Origin of the sequence: Xanthomonas dyei (genome assembly GCF_002939865.1) — a bacterium.
GTDB classification, from domain to species: domain Bacteria; phylum Pseudomonadota; class Gammaproteobacteria; order Xanthomonadales; family Xanthomonadaceae; genus Xanthomonas; species Xanthomonas dyei.
In genome coordinates this window covers 264,420-279,747 of sequence record NZ_MDEE01000001.1, presented here as the reverse complement: position 1 = coordinate 279,747, position 15,328 = coordinate 264,420, and the positions used below count along the sequence as shown (strand labels likewise).

The following is a 15,328-nucleotide window of genomic DNA, read 5'->3' as shown; positions in this document are numbered from 1 at the left end:
GGCGAGCGTGGCCGCTGCAGCACCCGCAACCGGCAACCGGCAACGTCATGCCGGTGTTGAGCGACGCATGCCAAGCGCAGATCCGCACCCAGGTCTAACACCAGCTTGAACGCGACGGCCGATAACCCTTCCATCGGCCGCAATCGCCGACCTCAGCCTTTCAGCGCTGCGATCCAGCGCTGGATCTTGTCCTGCAGGATCTCCAGCGGCACCGAGCCGTCCTTGAGCACTTCGGTATGGAAGGCACGCACGTCGAAGCGCGGCCCCAGCTCGCGCTGCGCCTGCTCGCGGAGCTGCGCGATCTTCATCTCGCCGACCTTGTAGGCCAGCGCCTGGCCGGGGATGGCCATGTAGCGGTCGACTTCGGCTTCGGCATCGGTGCGGCTCATCGCCGAGTTGTCCAGCATGTAATCGATCGCCTGGGTACGCGTCCAGCCCTTGCTGTGCAGGCCGGTATCGGCGACCAGCCGGATCGAGCGCCACAATGCGTTTTGCAGATAGCCGTAGGTGTTGTACGGGTCCTGATACAGCCCCAGCTCGCGCCCCAGCGATTCGGCATACAGGCCCCAGCCCTCGATGTAGGCGGTCTCGCCTCCGAGGCGGCGGAACTTGGGCAGGTCGGTCAATTGCTGCTGCAGCCCGAGCTGGTAGTGGTGGCCGGGAATCGCTTCGTGCAGGTACAGGCTCTCCGCTTCCCAGGTCTTGCGCGAGGGTAGGTCGGAGGTATTGACGTAAAAGATGCCTGGCGTGCCACCGTTGCTGCCATTGACGCTGGGACGCATGTACGAGCCGTTGGCCGCCGCTTGTGCCCGCTGCGGTTCCACCGCGCGCACTTCCAGCGGCGGCATGCCCTGGATGTTGAACAGGCGCGGCACCGCGCCCTGCACGCGCCCCTGCAGGCCACGGTAATAGTCCAGCAACTCGGTGTCGCTGCGGAAGCTGAAGCGCTTGTCGGTCTGCATGAACTTGTAGAACTTGGGCAGGGTGCCGCGGAACTTGACCTGCTTGGCCAGCGCGGCGATTTCGCCCTGCAGGCGCGCGACCTCGTCCAGCCCGATCTGATGGATCTGCTCCGGGCTCAGATCGGAGGTGGTGCTCTGACGCACGTCGTAGGCGTACCACGCCGCGCCGTTGGGTAGCGCCGCCAGGCCATCGGTATCACGGCAGGCGGGCAGGTATTCGGTGGCGATGAAACCGCGCAGCTCCCGGTAGGCCGGCATGATGCGCACTTCGATCAAGCGCTTGTATTCGGCGGTGATGCGCTGCTTGTCGGCTTCGGGCATATCGGCCGGCAGGTTGCGCACCGGGCCCCAGAACAGGCTGTCTTCGGCGCTGCGCGCGATGATCGCATCCAGTTGCGGCAGTACTTTCTGCATCAGCACCTTGGGCTGCACCACCCCGGCCTGCATGCCGGCGCGCATGTTGGTGATGGCCTGATCGAACAGGTCGGGAATGCCCACCGCACGCCGCGACCAATTGTCGTAGTCCTTGACCGTCTTGAACGGCTGGGCGCCGGTGCCCGAGCCCAGCACCACCGCAATGCTGGCGATGTTGTAGAACTGGTTGATCGGCAGCATCCAGCTGGGGAACTGCTCGGCGGCCAGCGCACTGCGCGCATCGCGCACGAAGATCTGGTAGCTGAGCAGGTCCTGCCCGCTCAGGCCGTCCGGCCCCAGCGCCTCTGCCTTGCCCAGCCACAGCACGGTGAAATCATGCGACTGCTGGCGGAACGCCGGCGACAGGAAGTTGGGCAGCTGGTCGTTGTAGCGGCTCTCGCCCTGAAAGGTGGCCTGCAGCGGGTTGAGCTTGAGCGAGGCGTCCCAGTACTGGTCGTAGAGCAGGTTGAGCTGCTGGGCCTTGGTCAGCACCACCGGCGCGGCGACTGCGCGTGGCCTGGCCTTGGCAGCCTTGCTGCCCTTGGCCGTCTTCGAGGCCTTGGCCGCCGGCTTGGTGGTCTTTTTGCCTTTGCTCGCCTTCGCGCGCGTTTGCGTGGTCTGTGCCTTGGCGGTCTTCTTCTTGGCCGCATCGGCGGGCGCTGCCACTGACAGGCTCAACACAGCGGCGAGGGCCAGCGACAGCAGGCGGGAAAAGCTGAGGGGCATTACCGGCTCCGGAAACAAGCGAGCGGGGAGCTTGCCCGATCCGCACCATTACGGCCAGCTATCCGGAGCATGCGGCGCACATGCAATTCAGATGCGGCACGGGCAGGCGCAGTGCATCGTTGGAATGGTGCGCTGCGATAACGCACCGCGCAGCGTGCTGCCACGGGCACAGCCGGCCACGGGCAGGCAGTGTGTGGGCGGGGCGCCGCCTTTAGAAAGGCTCAAAAAGCGTAGCGAGCAGTCGTCAGGTGGGTGTGGACGGCGCGGAGGAACCGGCGCGTACGAACGGTACATGCCGCACCGAGCACCGGCCGCGCCCGCCTGGTGGCTGCCCAGTTGCTTTGCTAGCTGCGCTTAGTCGGCAGCGGCTTCTTCGCGCAGCTGCTCGGCGCGATCGGCGCCCAGATACGCGCTGATGGCGCGGCGCGCGAGGTACAACAGCGGAATCAGGGCGATCGCAAAGCCCATCTTGTAGACGTAGTTGAGCGTGCTCACCGCCAGGAACTGGTCGATGGACCAATGCTGCGGGCCAAGCACGAAGGCGATGTAGATCACCACGAAGCTGTCCACCAACTGCGACACTGCGGTGGAGCCGGTGGCACGCAGCCACACGTGTTTTTCGCCGGTGACCTTGCGGATGCGATGGAACACCGACACGTCGATCAACTGGCCGAACAGAAACGCTACCAGCGAGCCGCCGATCGTCCACAAGCCCTGCCCGAACACCGCGGCGAACGCCGCTTGATAGTCCGGCACACCCTGGCTCTGCGCTGCGGTCACCCACCAGCCGGCCGGCGCCAGGGCAATGGCCGCGAACGCAAACACGAAGCCGTAGCCGATCAGCGCCACCGCCACCCACGAGATGAAACGCACTCCGCGGCTGCCGAAGAACTCGTTGATGGTGTCGGTCATGATGAACACCACCGGCCATAACAAGGTGCCGGCGGTGAAGCTGAGCGAGCCGGTTTGGCCGAACAGGTTCCAGTTCAGCGGTGCGATGCCGAGCGTGTCTTCCAGCGCGAAGATCTTGACGCCGATGAACTCGGCCAGCGCTGCGTTGACGCAGAAGAACGCCGCCAAGGCAATGAACAGCCGGACCGCACGGTCGTCGAGGGTACGCGTGTGTGTCATGGCATCAGCGATCCGCAGTACGGGTGAAAGGAACCGACTCCGGCGAAACCGCGCCGCCGGAGATGATGAAACTCATCGCCTGATCCACAGTCCAGTCGGTGGGCGTGAGCAACTCCACCGGCACGATTTCCAGATAGCCGGAGGTGGGGTTGGGCGTGGTCGGCACATACACCGCCGCCAGCTCGCGTCCGGTGCCTTGCTCCTTGATCACGCGCGTGACCAGGCCGACCGACTTCATATCGCGATGCGGGAAGTCGATCAGCACCACGCGCTGCGTGCTGCCGGGCTGGGTCTGCAGGATGTCGAGCAATTTGCGCGCGCTCTCGTAGACCACGCTGGCCAGCGGGATGCGCCGCATGATCGCCTCGAACCAGCGCAGCAGACGCTGGCCGATCACCCGCCGGCTCAGGATGCCGACGAACAGGATCGCCGCCACCGTGGCGACCAAGGCGATGGTGTTCTGCACCCACAGCGCCTTGATCCAGCCCAGGTAATCGGGAAACGAGGCGGCGATGCGCCCGGACAGCGGCACCACCCAGGGGCTGCTGATGCCGGAGAGCAGCGAGAAGACGAACTTCACCACCACCCAGGTCAGCCAGACCGGCAGCAGGGTGAGCAACCCGGTCAGAAACACGCGTTGCAGGGAAGGGCGGGTGTGCGGAGTGGGGGATTCGGACATCTGCGTAGTGTAGGCATTCGGCCGCGTCCGGTGCAGGTGGGGTGGGGATTTGGGATTGGGCAGTGGGGATTGGTAAAAGATGCGCTGCTGCGTGGCGAAACATCGCCATCGAGCGGTGGCACGTTGAGTGCAGGCCACTCTCTACTTCTGCCAGAACAAGGTGCGCGTCGCTGGGTGCGCGTAGGACAGCGGCGACTGCCTGGGCGACGGGGCCCGACACCGCCTTGCTCAAGCGAAACACCGCTTTCGGCGGGCGGTCAGTGGTGCTGTCTCGGCCAGCGGGGCGCGGTTGTCCGTCGGACGGCTGTCGATATTTTTGCATCCTGAAATACCGCACTGTTGATTGTCTCGATGCGCCTCCGCTCAGGTTGTCGTATGGGCGCGCTGTCGCACTAAGATGTGCCTCTCTCCAGGGAAGGTTGAACGCGCATGCTCGGCAAATTCCTCAAATCGGCGTTGCTGGGTGTTTGCATCCTGCTGGCAGCGTTGGTGGCGCTGTATGCGGTCTCCAGGCATTGGCCGATTCCCGAGGCGCAGCGTCAGGCGCTGGCGCAGCTGCGGCAACCGCCGCCGCCGTTGCGCGACACCAACATGTTCGTCGCGCTCTGGTCGCTGTCGTATGCCATGCCCGAGACGCAGCGAGAGAGCTTGCTGGCCGAGGATGTGGAACGGTTCAACCGGTTGCCGGCAGGCACGCCATTTCAGAGTGCTGCGGCGCGTCTGCCGGGCCCGCCGCGCTGGCCATCGTCTGCCCCTGCGCTGTGCAGCGCCAGTGCCGGCGGCTGCCTGGAGCGGGTGCGCCAGAACCCGCAGGCCTATGCCGATGCGCTGGCCGCGCAGGCGCCGCTGCTGGCCAGGCTGCGCGCGCTGGCCACGTACGCCGATTACCGCAGCCCGTTCCGCGCAGACATCAATGCGCCGCTGCCGGAGCTGCCACCGTTATCGTTGTCGATGACCGGCAACGCAGTGGACTTCGTGCAGGGACATACCTTGCAGGCGTTAGCGGGTGTCTGCGCCGATGCGCAGACTGCGCGGGTGTTGCTGCGCAGTGGCGACAATCTGGTGATGCCGTTGATCGGCGCGGCGATGTTGCGCGGCAATGCGCATCTGTTTGCCGACATGCTGGCCGAACTGCCGGCGCAGCACCCGTTGCCCGCACTGTGCGCTACTGCCTTTGCACCGCTGGCGGTGGAGGACATCGCGCTGTGCAATGCCTTGCACGGTGAATCGCGCATGGCGTTTTCGCTGCTGCAGGACAGGGTGCTTGCGCAAGACGGCAACCTGTCCTGGGAAGAGCGCATGTCGCTGCGCATGTTCGATCGCGAACGCACCCAAGCCTTGCTCGCACCGACCTATACCTGGGCCTGCAGCGCACCGGTGCGTACCTTGCTGGCGCAGGATCAGCCGGTGCCGCAGGCATGGATTGCGGCGCCTCAAACGGCATCGGTGGCCTGTGTCGCCAATGCGATGGGCTGCTTGCTGGCAAGTGCAGGGCAGCCGGACTACGCCAATTACCAGCACAAGATGCAGGACACCGCCGCTGCGTTGCGCGCGCTGTCGGCGCTGCAGTGGCTGCGCGATCGCCCAACCGATGCAAGGCCGCTCGCGCAGCGGCTTGCCGAGCTGCCGCCTGCGTTGCGCGGGCAGGCACGCGCGCTGCAGCCGGGCCCCGACGGCAACAGCCTGCTGCTGCACCAGTACGCACGGCCGGAAGGCAACGCGGCTGAAGACCGCTGGCCGTTGGCCGGCAGTGCGCTTGCGGCAGCGCGCCGGGCGACGACGATTCAGTAACAAAAGCGCCTTTTCGATGTGCCTGGCACGCGCAGACCGATTGCGGATACGTACCGCGGTTGCCTGTGCAAAGCAGCCAGTGGCGGCATCGGTCGAGCGTTGGAGCCGCGCGACAATCAGTCGCCGCAAGTGACCGAACGCAGCGATTGCCTGTTGCGTGCCGCGTGCGAAAGACGCGTGGTCATCAAACAATCCAATGCTGAAAACCAACATGCCGCATCCTTGCGGGACGCGGCATGTGATCGAGCAACGACTCGTTAAGACAAAACGCATGCACATCGAGTCAGCACAGTGCAGCGCGCTGACCAAACACCGCGTTTAGAACCGGAAGTTCAACCACCCCATCACGAAGGTCGAATCGCCGTAGCCGGCCTTTTCCAGCGCTGGACCGGCCATCAGGTGCTCGGCGCGGAAGGTCACCGACCAGTTCGGATCGATGTTCCAGGTGGCGTTGATACGCGGCATGGTGCCGATGCGCCGCTCGCCGGTGCTCTGGGTGCGTGCGTAGGCGCGCGCCTGGTTGTTGTAGATCGCATCGCTGGTGGTCTGGCGCCACAGGGTTTCCCATTCCAGGTTCACGATGAGCTTGGAGGTGGGCGAGAACGTGAAGGTCGGCGCGGCAGTGACCAGGTTCACCGGGCCGAAGAACGTGGCCCAGCTGAAGTAGATCGTGTTGCCATAGAGGAAATTGTTGTTGCGCAGCGTGCCGGTACCGGACGTGCCGCCGCCGCCGGAGGCGATTTCGCTATGAAAGCCCAGGCGCGGCTTCCAACCGGTGTCGCTCAGTGTCCACGCATTGGAGGTGCTGGCCATATAGGCGCGCAGGTCGCGTCCGCCGAAACTGCCGCGCTGCACGGTCACGAACGAATCGGTGCGCAGTTTGCCCACGTTGCCCCACAACCGCAGGCCGTAATAGTTGCGATTTTCTTCGGCGGTCTGGCGGCCCCAGAGCTGATTGTCGTTGCGGAACTGATAGAAGAACGGCTCCAGATACATCGGCTTGGCGGTCGGCAACCGATAGCCACCCACCACGCCGCGGAAATGCCGCGAGCGGTCGATGCGGTCGTCGCCCAGGCCTTCGGTGCCGTCCAGGTTGAAATTGAAATCGAACAGATCCACACGGGTCTTGTCGCCGATGGCCCAGGCGCGCGCACCGTTGAAGGTCACGAAGATATCGGTGTTGTCGCGCAGCGCCATCAAGGTGACAGGCCCGTCGACGAACACCTGGCGGCCCACACGCAGACCGGTATCGGCGCCGCCGATGTTGCCCTTCACGTCGAAGAACACCTGTTGCAGGATCGCGTTGTTTTCCTGGGTGCCGGTCTTGGCGCCTTCGTTGCGTCCATCCAGGCTGCCGTGCGCCAGTTCCGTATACAGACGGAAGTGCTCGCCCACATGCAGGTCCGCACCGAAGAACGCGCGCAGCAGGTATTGCTGCTGCGAATGGCTGCCGGGAATCAGGCCAGGATTGGTGATGGTATTGCTGCGCAGGCGCAGCTCGTTGCTGAGCGAGACGTAGATATCGCCCGACGCAGTGAGCGGGATGTACTTGAGCGGATCGAACGGGCTCTTGCGCTTGGACGGGTCCTTCAAATACGACCAATCTTCGGCCCAACGCACCTGCCACATGTTGCCGCCCTGCTTGGCGCCCCAGCCCTGCGCTTCGAGCGGATAGCCCTTGGCGGTGGCGGGCGCGGCGGTGACCGGCGGCTTGGCGGGCTCCGGTTGGGTCTGTTCGGCATTGGCTGGCGCAGGTTGTGTCTGCGCAAAGCCCAGTACCGGCAGCGCCAACCCGATCGCAAGGCACAGGCGCCGGGTGGCTCCAAAAGAAGTTTCAGCCGTGGCCGGCTGCGCCAAGCGTGTCAGTTGCATCGTATCGCCCCATCGAAAAGTGAAAAACCCCTGAGCGAAACTTATCGGCACGGGGGACGTCGACTGTAGTTAAGCCGTGCTAGAAAGGCAGTAACCCAAAGGTTCTAAGCTCATGAACGCACTAGGGTTTGCGCGGGCGGGCGCTAGTGGTGCGGCGATTGGGGAGTCGGCAGTGGGGATTCGCAACGGCGGCGCTGCGGGATGCGGTGAACTTCATTGCGATACCAATAATGCTCAACGTGGCTTGCCGACCAAGCCTTGGCCTTGGCCTGTGCGACTCCCCAAAAGCGACTCCCCAATCCCCGCCCATGACTACCGGCACATTCGCTATAGCTAGGTTCTACATAGCATCACCTTCGACCTAGCGGAGATGGCCGATGAGCGAGCCGGATGTCTACCTGCGTAAATTTCAGAAGGAGTTGAGTGCTGGCACGGTGTCGCTGGCCTTGCTGGCGGTGCTGGCGCAGGCCGATGAGCCGCTGTACGGCTATCTGATCGCCAAGCGGCTCGAGCGGCTGGAGGGTGTGCTCAGCGGCAAGCAGAGCGCCTTGTATCCGGTGTTACGCAATCTGGAAGGGGCGGGGCTGTTGCACAGCCATATCGAGCCGTCTGCATCGGGGCCGCCGCGCCGCTATTACCGCATTACCGACAGCGGGCGTGACTGCCTGCGCCAATGGACCGCCGCCTGGCGCGCCACCCGTGATTCCGTTGATTCAGTGCTGGAGGGGACCCACTCATGATGACGATCGCACAGACACGTCCGTTGCCGACCACCATTGCCGATTACCTGACGCAGTTGCGCCAGGCGCTGGCAGGTGCCGATCCGGCGATGGTCCAGGATGCGCTTTACGACGCCGAAGAATATCTGCGCGCCGAGCTTGCCGAACAGAGCGGCAAGAGCGAAGCCGAGGTCATTGCAGGGGTCGCCGGCAGCTACGGTGCGCCCGAGGAAGTGGCCGAGATCTATCGCGAAACCGAGGTCACGGTCAGCCGCGCGTTGCGCCCGCCACTGCCGCCCAAGCGTCCTTCATTGATCGGCAAGTTCTTTGGCGTGGCCGCCGACCCGCGTACCTACGGCGCGCTGTTCTACATGTTGCTGTCGCTACTCACCGGCGTGTTCTATTTCACCTGGGTGGTCACCGGGGTCAGCCTGTCGCTGGGCCTGTTGATCCTGATCATCGGTGTGCCGCTGATGGTGCTGTTCTTCGGCTCGGTGCGCGTGTTGTCGCTGGTGGAAGGACGCATGGTGGAAACCTTGCTCGGGGTGCGCATGCCGCGTCGCCCGCAACATCCGGGCGTGCAAGGCGGCTGGCTGCAGCGCATCGCTGCGATGTTTACCGACGTGCGGACCTGGAGCACGCTGCTGTACTTCGTGTTGATGCTGCCGTTGGGCAGTGTCTACTTCACGCTGTTTACTACTCTGCTGAGCGTGGCGTTGACGCTCACTGCTGCGCCGCTGGCGCTGTTCTTCGATCAAGGAATGTCCATCACCTGGGACGGGCAGGTGATCGTGATGCCGCTGATGGTGGTGCCGTTGTCTCTACTGGGGGTACTGTTGCTGTTCGTCACCCTGCATGCGGCACGTGGGATAGGCACGTTGCACGGCATGCTGGCCAAGCATCTGCTGGTCAAAAGCGGTGATGCGGATGCGTGATGATCGAGAGTAGCGTGCAACACGCGCGTGGCCATAGCGCAGCGCACTTTGCATGCCGCGTTTTACATTGCCTCTCGATTTTTCAGCATAAAAAAATCCCCGGACATGCCGGGGATTTTTTGTTGTGCAGATCAGGCGCGCTTGCCGCGTTTGCGAATCGGCGTGACGGTAGCCGGGTCGCGGCTGCCCACCGGGTCTGCGTCATAGCGCGCAATGAATTCGCGCACCTGCGGGTAGACCACTTCGCGCCAACGACGGCCGCTGAAGATGCCGTAATGGCCGGCACCTTCCACCACCAGATGGCGGCGGTGCGCCGCATCGATACCGGTGCACAGATCGTGCACCGCTTCGGTCTGGCCGAGGCCGGCGATGTCGTCCAGTTCGCCCTCGATGCTCAACAAGGCGGTGTTGCGGATCGCCGACGGCTTGACCAGCTGGCCGTCCACTTTCCACTTGCCCTGCGGCAGCAGGAAGTCCTGGAACACCACACGAATCGTGTCCAGGTAATACTCGGCCGGCATGTCGAGCACGGCGTTGTACTCGTCGTAGAACTGCCGATGCGCCTGCGCATCCTGCAGATCGCCCTTGACCAGATCGGTGTAGAAATCCCAGTGCGACATCACGTGCCGGTTGGGGTTCATCGACAGGAAACCGGCGTGCTGCAAAAAGCCCGGATACACCTGGCGGCCATGTCCCGGATACGGGAACGGCACGGTGTGGATCAGGTTGTTCTGGAACCACTCGATGCCGTTTTCCGTGGCCAGATTATTGACCTGGGTGGGGCTGCGGCGTGCATCGATCGGCCCGCCCATCATCACCAACGAGCGCGGCGTGGGCTCGTCGTTGGTCGCCATCAGCGACACCGCCGCCAACACCGGCACGGTGGGCTGACACACGCTCACCACATGCAGGCGCTCGGCGCCGATATGGCGGATGAAGTCCTGGATATAGGTGATGTAGTCCTCGAGCCGGAATGCACCGGCTTCCAGCGGCACCATGCGCGCGTCCACCCAATCGGTCACATAGACCTTGTGGTTGCGCAGCAGGGTGCGCACGGTGTCGCGCAGCAGCGTGGCGTGATGGCCGGACAACGGCGCCACCACCAGCACGGCCGGTTGCTCCTTCATCTTGCCGATCAGCTCAACGTGGTCGCTGAAACGCTTGAAGCGCAGCAGACGACAGAACGGCTTGCTCAGCACCTCGCGTTCGATGATCGGCAGCGAGTGGCCGTCGACCTCGACATCGTCCAGCGCCCAGGCGGGCTTTTCGTATTCCTTGCCCAGCCGATGGAACAGCTCATTGCTGGCCGCCATACGTTCGGCGCCGGGAAGCGAGGCCCACAGACTGTCGGGGTCGGAGAACATCTTGGCGTTCGCCTGGGCCTGATGCACCCAGGGGGCTAGCAGATTGCGGGTCAGCTCATGCAGTTGATAAAGCATTCCACCCATCCGTGCGGTTTTGCTGCCGCGCAGCATACCGGGTTTGGCGCATTTGCACCTTAATGGGGCTCCGGACGGTAGACGCTGTCACAGAAGCTAGGGCAGGCGTAAGCAGCCTTAGCTGCCGCTGGTCGTGGTCTTTCGAGCGGCTTCGTACGGCTTGAAGACCGCGTTCGCCGGCAGGGTAAGCCTCTGTCTCCCTGCCGGAGAGGGGGGCAGGGTACGGGCGAAGCCACATGTGCATCCAACTTTCTGTGGCTTCGTCCGTACCCTCATCCGCCCCTGGGGGGGTACCTTCTCCCGGTGGGAGAAGGAACAGCTCGCTGGGCTGGAAGATCGCGCTCGCCCGCAGGGTAACGGCGGGTCTGACAGGAGTAAGCCCTTCTCCCTGCGGGAGATTGGTGAGGGTACGGAGCGACGCTACACACGATAACTGCCTCAAACAGCCAACGCTGCGTCAACCATGCTCCAGTGCCGACGCCTCACTGACCAACTGCGGCGACAACCAGCAATGCGAACCCAGCGCAGCGAATCCAGCGCTGGCAAAGCGCTTGCGATACCAGCGCGCCGGGCGCGGTTGGAAGCCGTCGTGGTCGCCTTCGAATGCATCTTCCTGCGCAAAGGTCTCCAGAAACGCCACGCCTGCGCACATCTCGGCCAACCCTGGCAGGCCCTGGTTGAATTCGCGCGTGGGCACGTAATGCAGCACGTCCGCGCAGATCAGCAGATCCACTGGTGCGCAGGGACGTAGCCAGACGAAATCGCCAAAGCGGGCAGGGTGGATCTGACGGCTGCGTCCGTAGCGCTGCACGGCGTACGCGCTGCTGTCGAAGCCCAGGTAGCTGAGCTTGGGCCGCAGCGCCAGCAAGGGGGCGCGCCAGGCAGCTTCGCCGCAGCCGATATCCAGCACGCTGCGGATCGGTCGCTCCAGGTAGTACTCGGCCTGTGCCACGGCAAGTGCGACCTTGCGCCGCAGCCGGGCCGGGTCGGCTAGCCCGGCATCGCGGTACCAGCGGCGGAAATACTGGGCGTCGTACTTTTTTTCGTCTGACTGCTGCATGGGGCTCAGCTGCTTTCGCGTGCGCGGATAGGTGAAAATGCGGGTCATCCTACGCGAGCCAACGGAGCCAGCGCATGACCCTGTATGTGTGGATCAAAACCTTCCATCTGTTGTTCGTGATCTCCTGGATGGCGGCGGTGTTCTACCTGCCGCGCATTCTGGTCAACATCGCCGAAGCCGGCAGCGAACCCTCCGTGCGTGCGCGGCTGGTGCTGATGGGCCGCCGCCTCTACAGGTTCGGCCACAGCATGCTCGGTCTGGCGCTGCTGCTGGGCGCGGTGCTGTGGCAAGGCTACCGGGTGATACCCGATTTCCCGACGATGGTGACCGGCGGTTGGCTTCATGCCAAGTTGTTCGCGGTGGCGCTCATCCTGGCGCATTACATCGTGGCCGGGCGCTGGTTGAAGGGTGCGGGCCAGGGCCGCGCGGTCCCGAGCGGGCGGGCGTTGCGCTTGTTCAACGAGGTGCCGGTGATTCTGCTGGTCGGCGTGATCTGGCTGGTGCTGGCCAAGCCGTTCTGAGCACGTTCTGCACTGCGCCCGGAACACGCCTGCGCGGTTCGGTTTCGCAGGCGCGGGACGCTGCCTCTGCTGTCGGATCTGCATGCGGACCTTGTGTCGTGACGCATCACGCTGCCGTCGGTCGGTGGCCAGCCACTGACCTGACAGATCGATCTGCGCACGCGATGCAGCCACGGCCGGTGATCACTGGATGACGCTTGAGTCAAACCGCGCCGCGAAGCGGCGTCGGCTTGAATGCATTGCGAGACATCAGAGCCACGGAGCCTGCCCTTGGACAACGTTGGCGTAATAGCTCACGTTAGCTCGGACTGCGTAGATCGCGGCGAATCCGTAGCCTACCGCTCTCCCGAGCTGACCGAGGCCTACGAGCTCCAAGAGGGTTGCCAGAGCAATCGCCAGAAGCACGTAAACAACGGCCTGACGCCAGAGCCCCTTTGCCAAGAAATAGAACGGCCCCAGCAAGAATGCAAGCCAGTTGAAGTTGATTCCTCTCCTTTCGCCACTTCTCAGGGAGCGAAAGTCTGGCAGCTTTGTACCACCCGCCTTCGCGATCACCTTGAAACGCTTCTTCCATGTATCCGATACATTCAAGCGATCAATGCGATCTTCCTGGATGGCGCGCGGCACTGTTTCAGCGGTTGTGGGCATGGGGTGTAAACGCCATTAGAGTTGTATGAGTCTATCCGTAGAATCTCCAACGTGATGTCTAACGCACGCGGCAGGCGTAGTGAGGTTATGCGCCTGTCTGCTGTTGCTTGAGAAACATCTCCAGATAGATTTTCTGGTGTCCGGCAAATCCCCTCCTGCCATACAGCGCATAAATTTTGCCGAATACAGCGCAGGCGCGTGCGTCATTCCCGAGCTGAAGCATCGCTTCGCCTTCGGTCATCAGGACAAGATGATCGGTGTGGCCTGGATCGTCGTACATCAGTGCCATCACTTCGATCCATGTTCGCACGTTCTCCTCGTCGCGCCGGTCGGCATAATCCTTCACGAAACTTGCAGACAGGCTTTGCGGGTAGTCATCCCAATGCTGTTTGGGCTCGGGGATCAGCGCCCAGGCCCTTAGTCCCAGGGCGAGCGATTCCGCCAGGGCGCCGCTGCGAAATGTCTGTGCGGAATGCTCCAGCAAGTGATCGATCTCGGCTTTGAGACCTGCCTCGATGTCCGGCTTTCTCTGCATGATTGGTCGCCTTGATCAGATTGCCGATCGATTCAATGCAGGTCGCCTGTAGCTGCGCAGGTGCCTGCGAGTGACGATTGGATCAGGCGCTGGCGTCCAACTCGCTCAGACCCTTGCGCGCCTGGTCGATCCAGCTGCGTTGCTCGCGCTGGTAATGTTTGGGCGAGGCCGCAGCGCGACGCACCACCTGGTCGAACACGGCCTTGGCTTCCTCCGGGCGCGCGGCGCGTTTTAGTAACTGCGCATAGCGCACGCGTGCTTCTTCGCCTGGGTAGCCCTGCACCAGCGTCTCGTATTCGTGCAGCGCTTCTTCGATGGTGCCGCTGCTTTCCACCGCACGCGCGTACAGCAGATGCCCGTCATGCGAGCGGAAGTTGGGGTTGGCGGCGATCAAGGCATCCAGGGTCTGGCGGGCCTGCGCGGCATTGCCAAGACCGAACTGCGCCTGCGCCAGCCCCAGCATCAGGTCCGGGTCGTCGCGATACAGGCCGCGCAAGGCGCCTTCGTACACCTCGGCGGCCTGCGCATAGTTGCCCTGTTCGAGCAGGGTGCGGGCCAGCTGGCGGCGGTTTTCCGGGGTGTCGGACACGTCCAGTTTGCGTGCGGCATCGCGCTGCTCGCGTTGCGGGTCCAGCTTGCGGCGCACGCGCTGCAAGCCACGCCGTGCGGTCGGGTCGTTACGCATGTCCGGGATGACCGCGACAAACGCGTAGATCAATACGGCCAGATACGAAAACGTCAGCAGGATCAAGATCCAGTACAGCGGCCGGCCGCTGCGCACGACATGTACGCAGCAGGCGATTTGCAACACGATCGACAGAAGAATGAGTGGGCTCATGCCGGTAGGAGTCCTTGTCCCTGGTGCAAGTTCCTCGTGGCTCCGCCAGGCGGAGCCGCAGGATTCAGTTTCCTTCGTAGGCGCCGTAGCTGCGCAGGCGCTCGTAACGCTGTTGCAGCAGTGCTTCGACCGGGATTTTCTCCAGCGCGTCCAGCTCGTTGAGCAGCACGGCCTTCAGGCGCTTGCCCATCTGCTCGGGATTGCGGTGTGCGCCGCCGGTAGGCTCGCGGATCACCTTGTCGACCAGACCCAGACCCTTGAGGCGCTTGGCGGTGAGGCCGAGCTGTTCGGCGGCGTCCTTGGCCTTGCCCGCATCCTTCCACAGGATCGAGGCGCAGCCTTCCGGCGAAATCACCGAATAGGTGCCGTATTCCAGCATCAAGGTGCGGTCGCCGACACCGATGGCCAGCGCGCCACCGGAGCCGCCTTCGCCGATGACGGTGCAGATCACCGGGACTTTCAGCTCGGCCATTTCCAGCAGGTTGCGCGCGATCGCTTCGGATTGGCCGCGTTCTTCGGCACCGATGCCGGGATAGGCGCCAGGGGTGTCGATGAAGGTCAGCAGCGGCAGCCGGAAGCGCTCGGCGAGCTTCATCAGGCGCAGCGCCTTGCGGTAGCCCTCCGGGCGCGGCATGCCGAAGTTGCGCGCCACCTTGGTCTTGGTGTCGCGGCCCTTCTGGTGCCCGATGATGACCACCGGCCGGCCGTCGATGCGGCCCAGGCCGCCGACAATCGCCTTGTCGTCGGCATAGGCGCGGTCGCCGGCTAGCTCCTGGAATTCGTCGCAAATGGTGTTGATGTAGTCCAGCGTGTAGGGGCGCTGCGGGTGGCGCGCCAGCTGCGAGATCTGCCACGACGACAGGTCGCGGAAGATCTGTGCGGTGCGCACGCGAGCCTTGTCGCGCAGCGCCCGCACCTCGGTCTCCACATTGACTGCAGGCCCTGTACTGGCGTTGCGCAGTTCCTGGATCTTGGCTTCCAGATCGGCGATGGGTTGCTCGAAGTCGAGGTAGTTAGGATTCATGCAATGGCGTCGTCAACGTAAGGCGGGGAGTGTA

The 15,328-nt window shown here is 63.8% G+C and carries 13 protein-coding genes, 1 other RNA gene and 1 pseudogene; 4 read left to right on the top strand and 11 right to left on the bottom strand.

Annotated elements, in window-relative coordinates; translation table 11 throughout:
• Positions 1–152 precede the first annotated feature (152 nt).
• From XdyCFBP7245_RS01225 to XdyCFBP7245_RS01210, 4 genes are all read right to left on the bottom strand, one after another.
• Entirely contained in the window at positions 153–2,102 is a 1,950-nt protein-coding gene (locus XdyCFBP7245_RS01225; RefSeq protein ID WP_104614011.1) for a DUF885 domain-containing protein, read from the bottom strand.
• Positions 2,103–2,320: 218 nt separating this feature from the next.
• Positions 2,321–2,396, bottom strand: a non-coding RNA gene (locus tag XdyCFBP7245_RS01220) — sX9 sRNA.
• Positions 2,397–2,456: 60 nt separating this feature from the next.
• Positions 2,457–3,233 carry a queuosine precursor transporter gene (locus XdyCFBP7245_RS01215; RefSeq protein WP_104614010.1) on the bottom strand — a complete coding sequence of 259 codons (777 nt, stop codon included), beginning with the start codon at positions 3,231–3,233 and terminating at the stop codon, positions 2,457–2,459.
• A gap of 4 nt (positions 3,234–3,237) precedes the next feature.
• Entirely contained in the window at positions 3,238–3,912 is a 675-nt protein-coding gene (locus tag XdyCFBP7245_RS01210; protein WP_104614009.1) for a DUF502 domain-containing protein, read from the bottom strand.
• Positions 3,913–4,341: 429 nt separating this feature from the next.
• Between XdyCFBP7245_RS01210 and XdyCFBP7245_RS01205 the strand changes: the two genes are divergently transcribed.
• Positions 4,342–5,703 (top strand): hypothetical protein, encoded by a 1,362-nt coding sequence (locus XdyCFBP7245_RS01205; protein ID WP_104614008.1) that lies wholly within the window; start codon positions 4,342–4,344, stop codon positions 5,701–5,703.
• Between the two features lie 318 nt (positions 5,704–6,021).
• Here the strand turns inward: XdyCFBP7245_RS01205 and XdyCFBP7245_RS01200 are convergent, their stop codons facing one another.
• Entirely contained in the window at positions 6,022–7,575 is a 1,554-nt protein-coding gene (locus tag XdyCFBP7245_RS01200) for an alginate export family protein (protein ID WP_104614007.1), read from the bottom strand.
• A 377-nt stretch (positions 7,576–7,952) separates the two neighbouring features.
• Between XdyCFBP7245_RS01200 and XdyCFBP7245_RS01195 the strand changes: the two genes are divergently transcribed.
• Positions 7,953–8,315, top strand: a complete 363-nt coding sequence (locus tag XdyCFBP7245_RS01195) for a PadR family transcriptional regulator (RefSeq protein WP_104614006.1) — start codon at positions 7,953–7,955, stop codon at positions 8,313–8,315.
• On the top strand, positions 8,312–9,229 hold the full coding sequence (locus XdyCFBP7245_RS01190; protein WP_104614005.1) for a sensor domain-containing protein: 918 nt from the start codon (positions 8,312–8,314) through the stop codon (positions 9,227–9,229). Before XdyCFBP7245_RS01195 ends, XdyCFBP7245_RS01190 begins: the two co-directional genes overlap by 4 nt.
• Positions 9,230–9,360: 131 nt before the next feature.
• Here XdyCFBP7245_RS01190 and XdyCFBP7245_RS01185 read toward each other — a convergent pair whose 3' ends face one another.
• The gene (locus XdyCFBP7245_RS01185; protein WP_005993627.1) at positions 9,361–10,704 is read right to left on the bottom strand and encodes a polyhydroxyalkanoate depolymerase; all 1,344 of its coding nucleotides are present in this window, start codon (positions 10,702–10,704) and stop codon (positions 9,361–9,363) included.
• Positions 10,705–11,125: 421 nt separating this feature from the next.
• Positions 11,126–11,728 carry a methyltransferase gene (locus XdyCFBP7245_RS01180; protein ID WP_170068434.1) on the bottom strand — a complete coding sequence of 201 codons (603 nt, stop codon included), beginning with the start codon at positions 11,726–11,728 and terminating at the stop codon, positions 11,126–11,128.
• 74 nt (positions 11,729–11,802) lie between these two features.
• On the opposite strand from XdyCFBP7245_RS01180, the gene XdyCFBP7245_RS01175 reads away from it, so the two are divergent.
• On the top strand, positions 11,803–12,249 hold the full coding sequence (locus XdyCFBP7245_RS01175) for a CopD family protein (RefSeq protein WP_104614003.1): 447 nt from the start codon (positions 11,803–11,805) through the stop codon (positions 12,247–12,249).
• 249 nt (positions 12,250–12,498) lie between these two features.
• On the opposite strand, the gene XdyCFBP7245_RS01170 is transcribed toward XdyCFBP7245_RS01175, so the two are convergent.
• The 4 genes and pseudogenes from XdyCFBP7245_RS01170 to XdyCFBP7245_RS01155 form a co-directional block, all read right to left on the bottom strand.
• A complete protein-coding gene (locus tag XdyCFBP7245_RS01170) occupies positions 12,499–12,897 on the bottom strand; it encodes a DUF2628 domain-containing protein (protein ID WP_104614002.1) in 399 nt (132 codons plus the stop codon).
• An 85-nt stretch (positions 12,898–12,982) separates the two neighbouring features.
• Positions 12,983–13,469 (bottom strand): annotated as a pseudogene (locus XdyCFBP7245_RS01165) (hypothetical protein).
• A gap of 45 nt (positions 13,470–13,514) precedes the next feature.
• A complete protein-coding gene (locus XdyCFBP7245_RS01160) occupies positions 13,515–14,270 on the bottom strand; it encodes a tetratricopeptide repeat protein (protein ID WP_104614000.1) in 756 nt (251 codons plus the stop codon).
• 64 nt (positions 14,271–14,334) lie between these two features.
• Positions 14,335–15,294, bottom strand: a complete 960-nt coding sequence (locus XdyCFBP7245_RS01155; protein ID WP_104613999.1) for an acetyl-CoA carboxylase carboxyltransferase subunit alpha — start codon at positions 15,292–15,294, stop codon at positions 14,335–14,337.
• Positions 15,295–15,328: the final 34 nt, after the last annotated feature.

Coding starts and splice junctions, on each gene's coding strand:
- XdyCFBP7245_RS01210 (WP_104614009.1), bottom strand. CDS start 3,912: ATGTCCGAATCCCCCACTCCGCACACCCGCCCTTCCCTGCAACGCGTG.
- XdyCFBP7245_RS01180 (WP_170068434.1), bottom strand. CDS start 11,728: ATGCAGCAGTCAGACGAAAAAAAGTACGACGCCCAGTATTTCCGCCGC.
- XdyCFBP7245_RS01155 (WP_104613999.1), bottom strand. CDS start 15,294: ATGAATCCTAACTACCTCGACTTCGAGCAACCCATCGCCGATCTGGAA.
- XdyCFBP7245_RS01215 (WP_104614010.1), bottom strand. CDS start 3,233: ATGACACACACGCGTACCCTCGACGACCGTGCGGTCCGGCTGTTCATT.
- XdyCFBP7245_RS01225 (WP_104614011.1), bottom strand. CDS start 2,102: ATGCCCCTCAGCTTTTCCCGCCTGCTGTCGCTGGCCCTCGCCGCTGTG.
- XdyCFBP7245_RS01200 (WP_104614007.1), bottom strand. CDS start 7,575: ATGCAACTGACACGCTTGGCGCAGCCGGCCACGGCTGAAACTTCTTTT.
- XdyCFBP7245_RS01195 (WP_104614006.1), top strand. CDS start 7,953: ATGAGCGAGCCGGATGTCTACCTGCGTAAATTTCAGAAGGAGTTGAGT.
- XdyCFBP7245_RS01160 (WP_104614000.1), bottom strand. CDS start 14,270: ATGAGCCCACTCATTCTTCTGTCGATCGTGTTGCAAATCGCCTGCTGC.
- XdyCFBP7245_RS01185 (WP_005993627.1), bottom strand. CDS start 10,704: ATGCTGCGCGGCAGCAAAACCGCACGGATGGGTGGAATGCTTTATCAA.
- XdyCFBP7245_RS01190 (WP_104614005.1), top strand. CDS start 8,312: ATGATGACGATCGCACAGACACGTCCGTTGCCGACCACCATTGCCGAT.
- XdyCFBP7245_RS01170 (WP_104614002.1), bottom strand. CDS start 12,897: ATGCCCACAACCGCTGAAACAGTGCCGCGCGCCATCCAGGAAGATCGC.
- XdyCFBP7245_RS01205 (WP_104614008.1), top strand. CDS start 4,342: ATGCTCGGCAAATTCCTCAAATCGGCGTTGCTGGGTGTTTGCATCCTG.
- XdyCFBP7245_RS01175 (WP_104614003.1), top strand. CDS start 11,803: ATGACCCTGTATGTGTGGATCAAAACCTTCCATCTGTTGTTCGTGATC.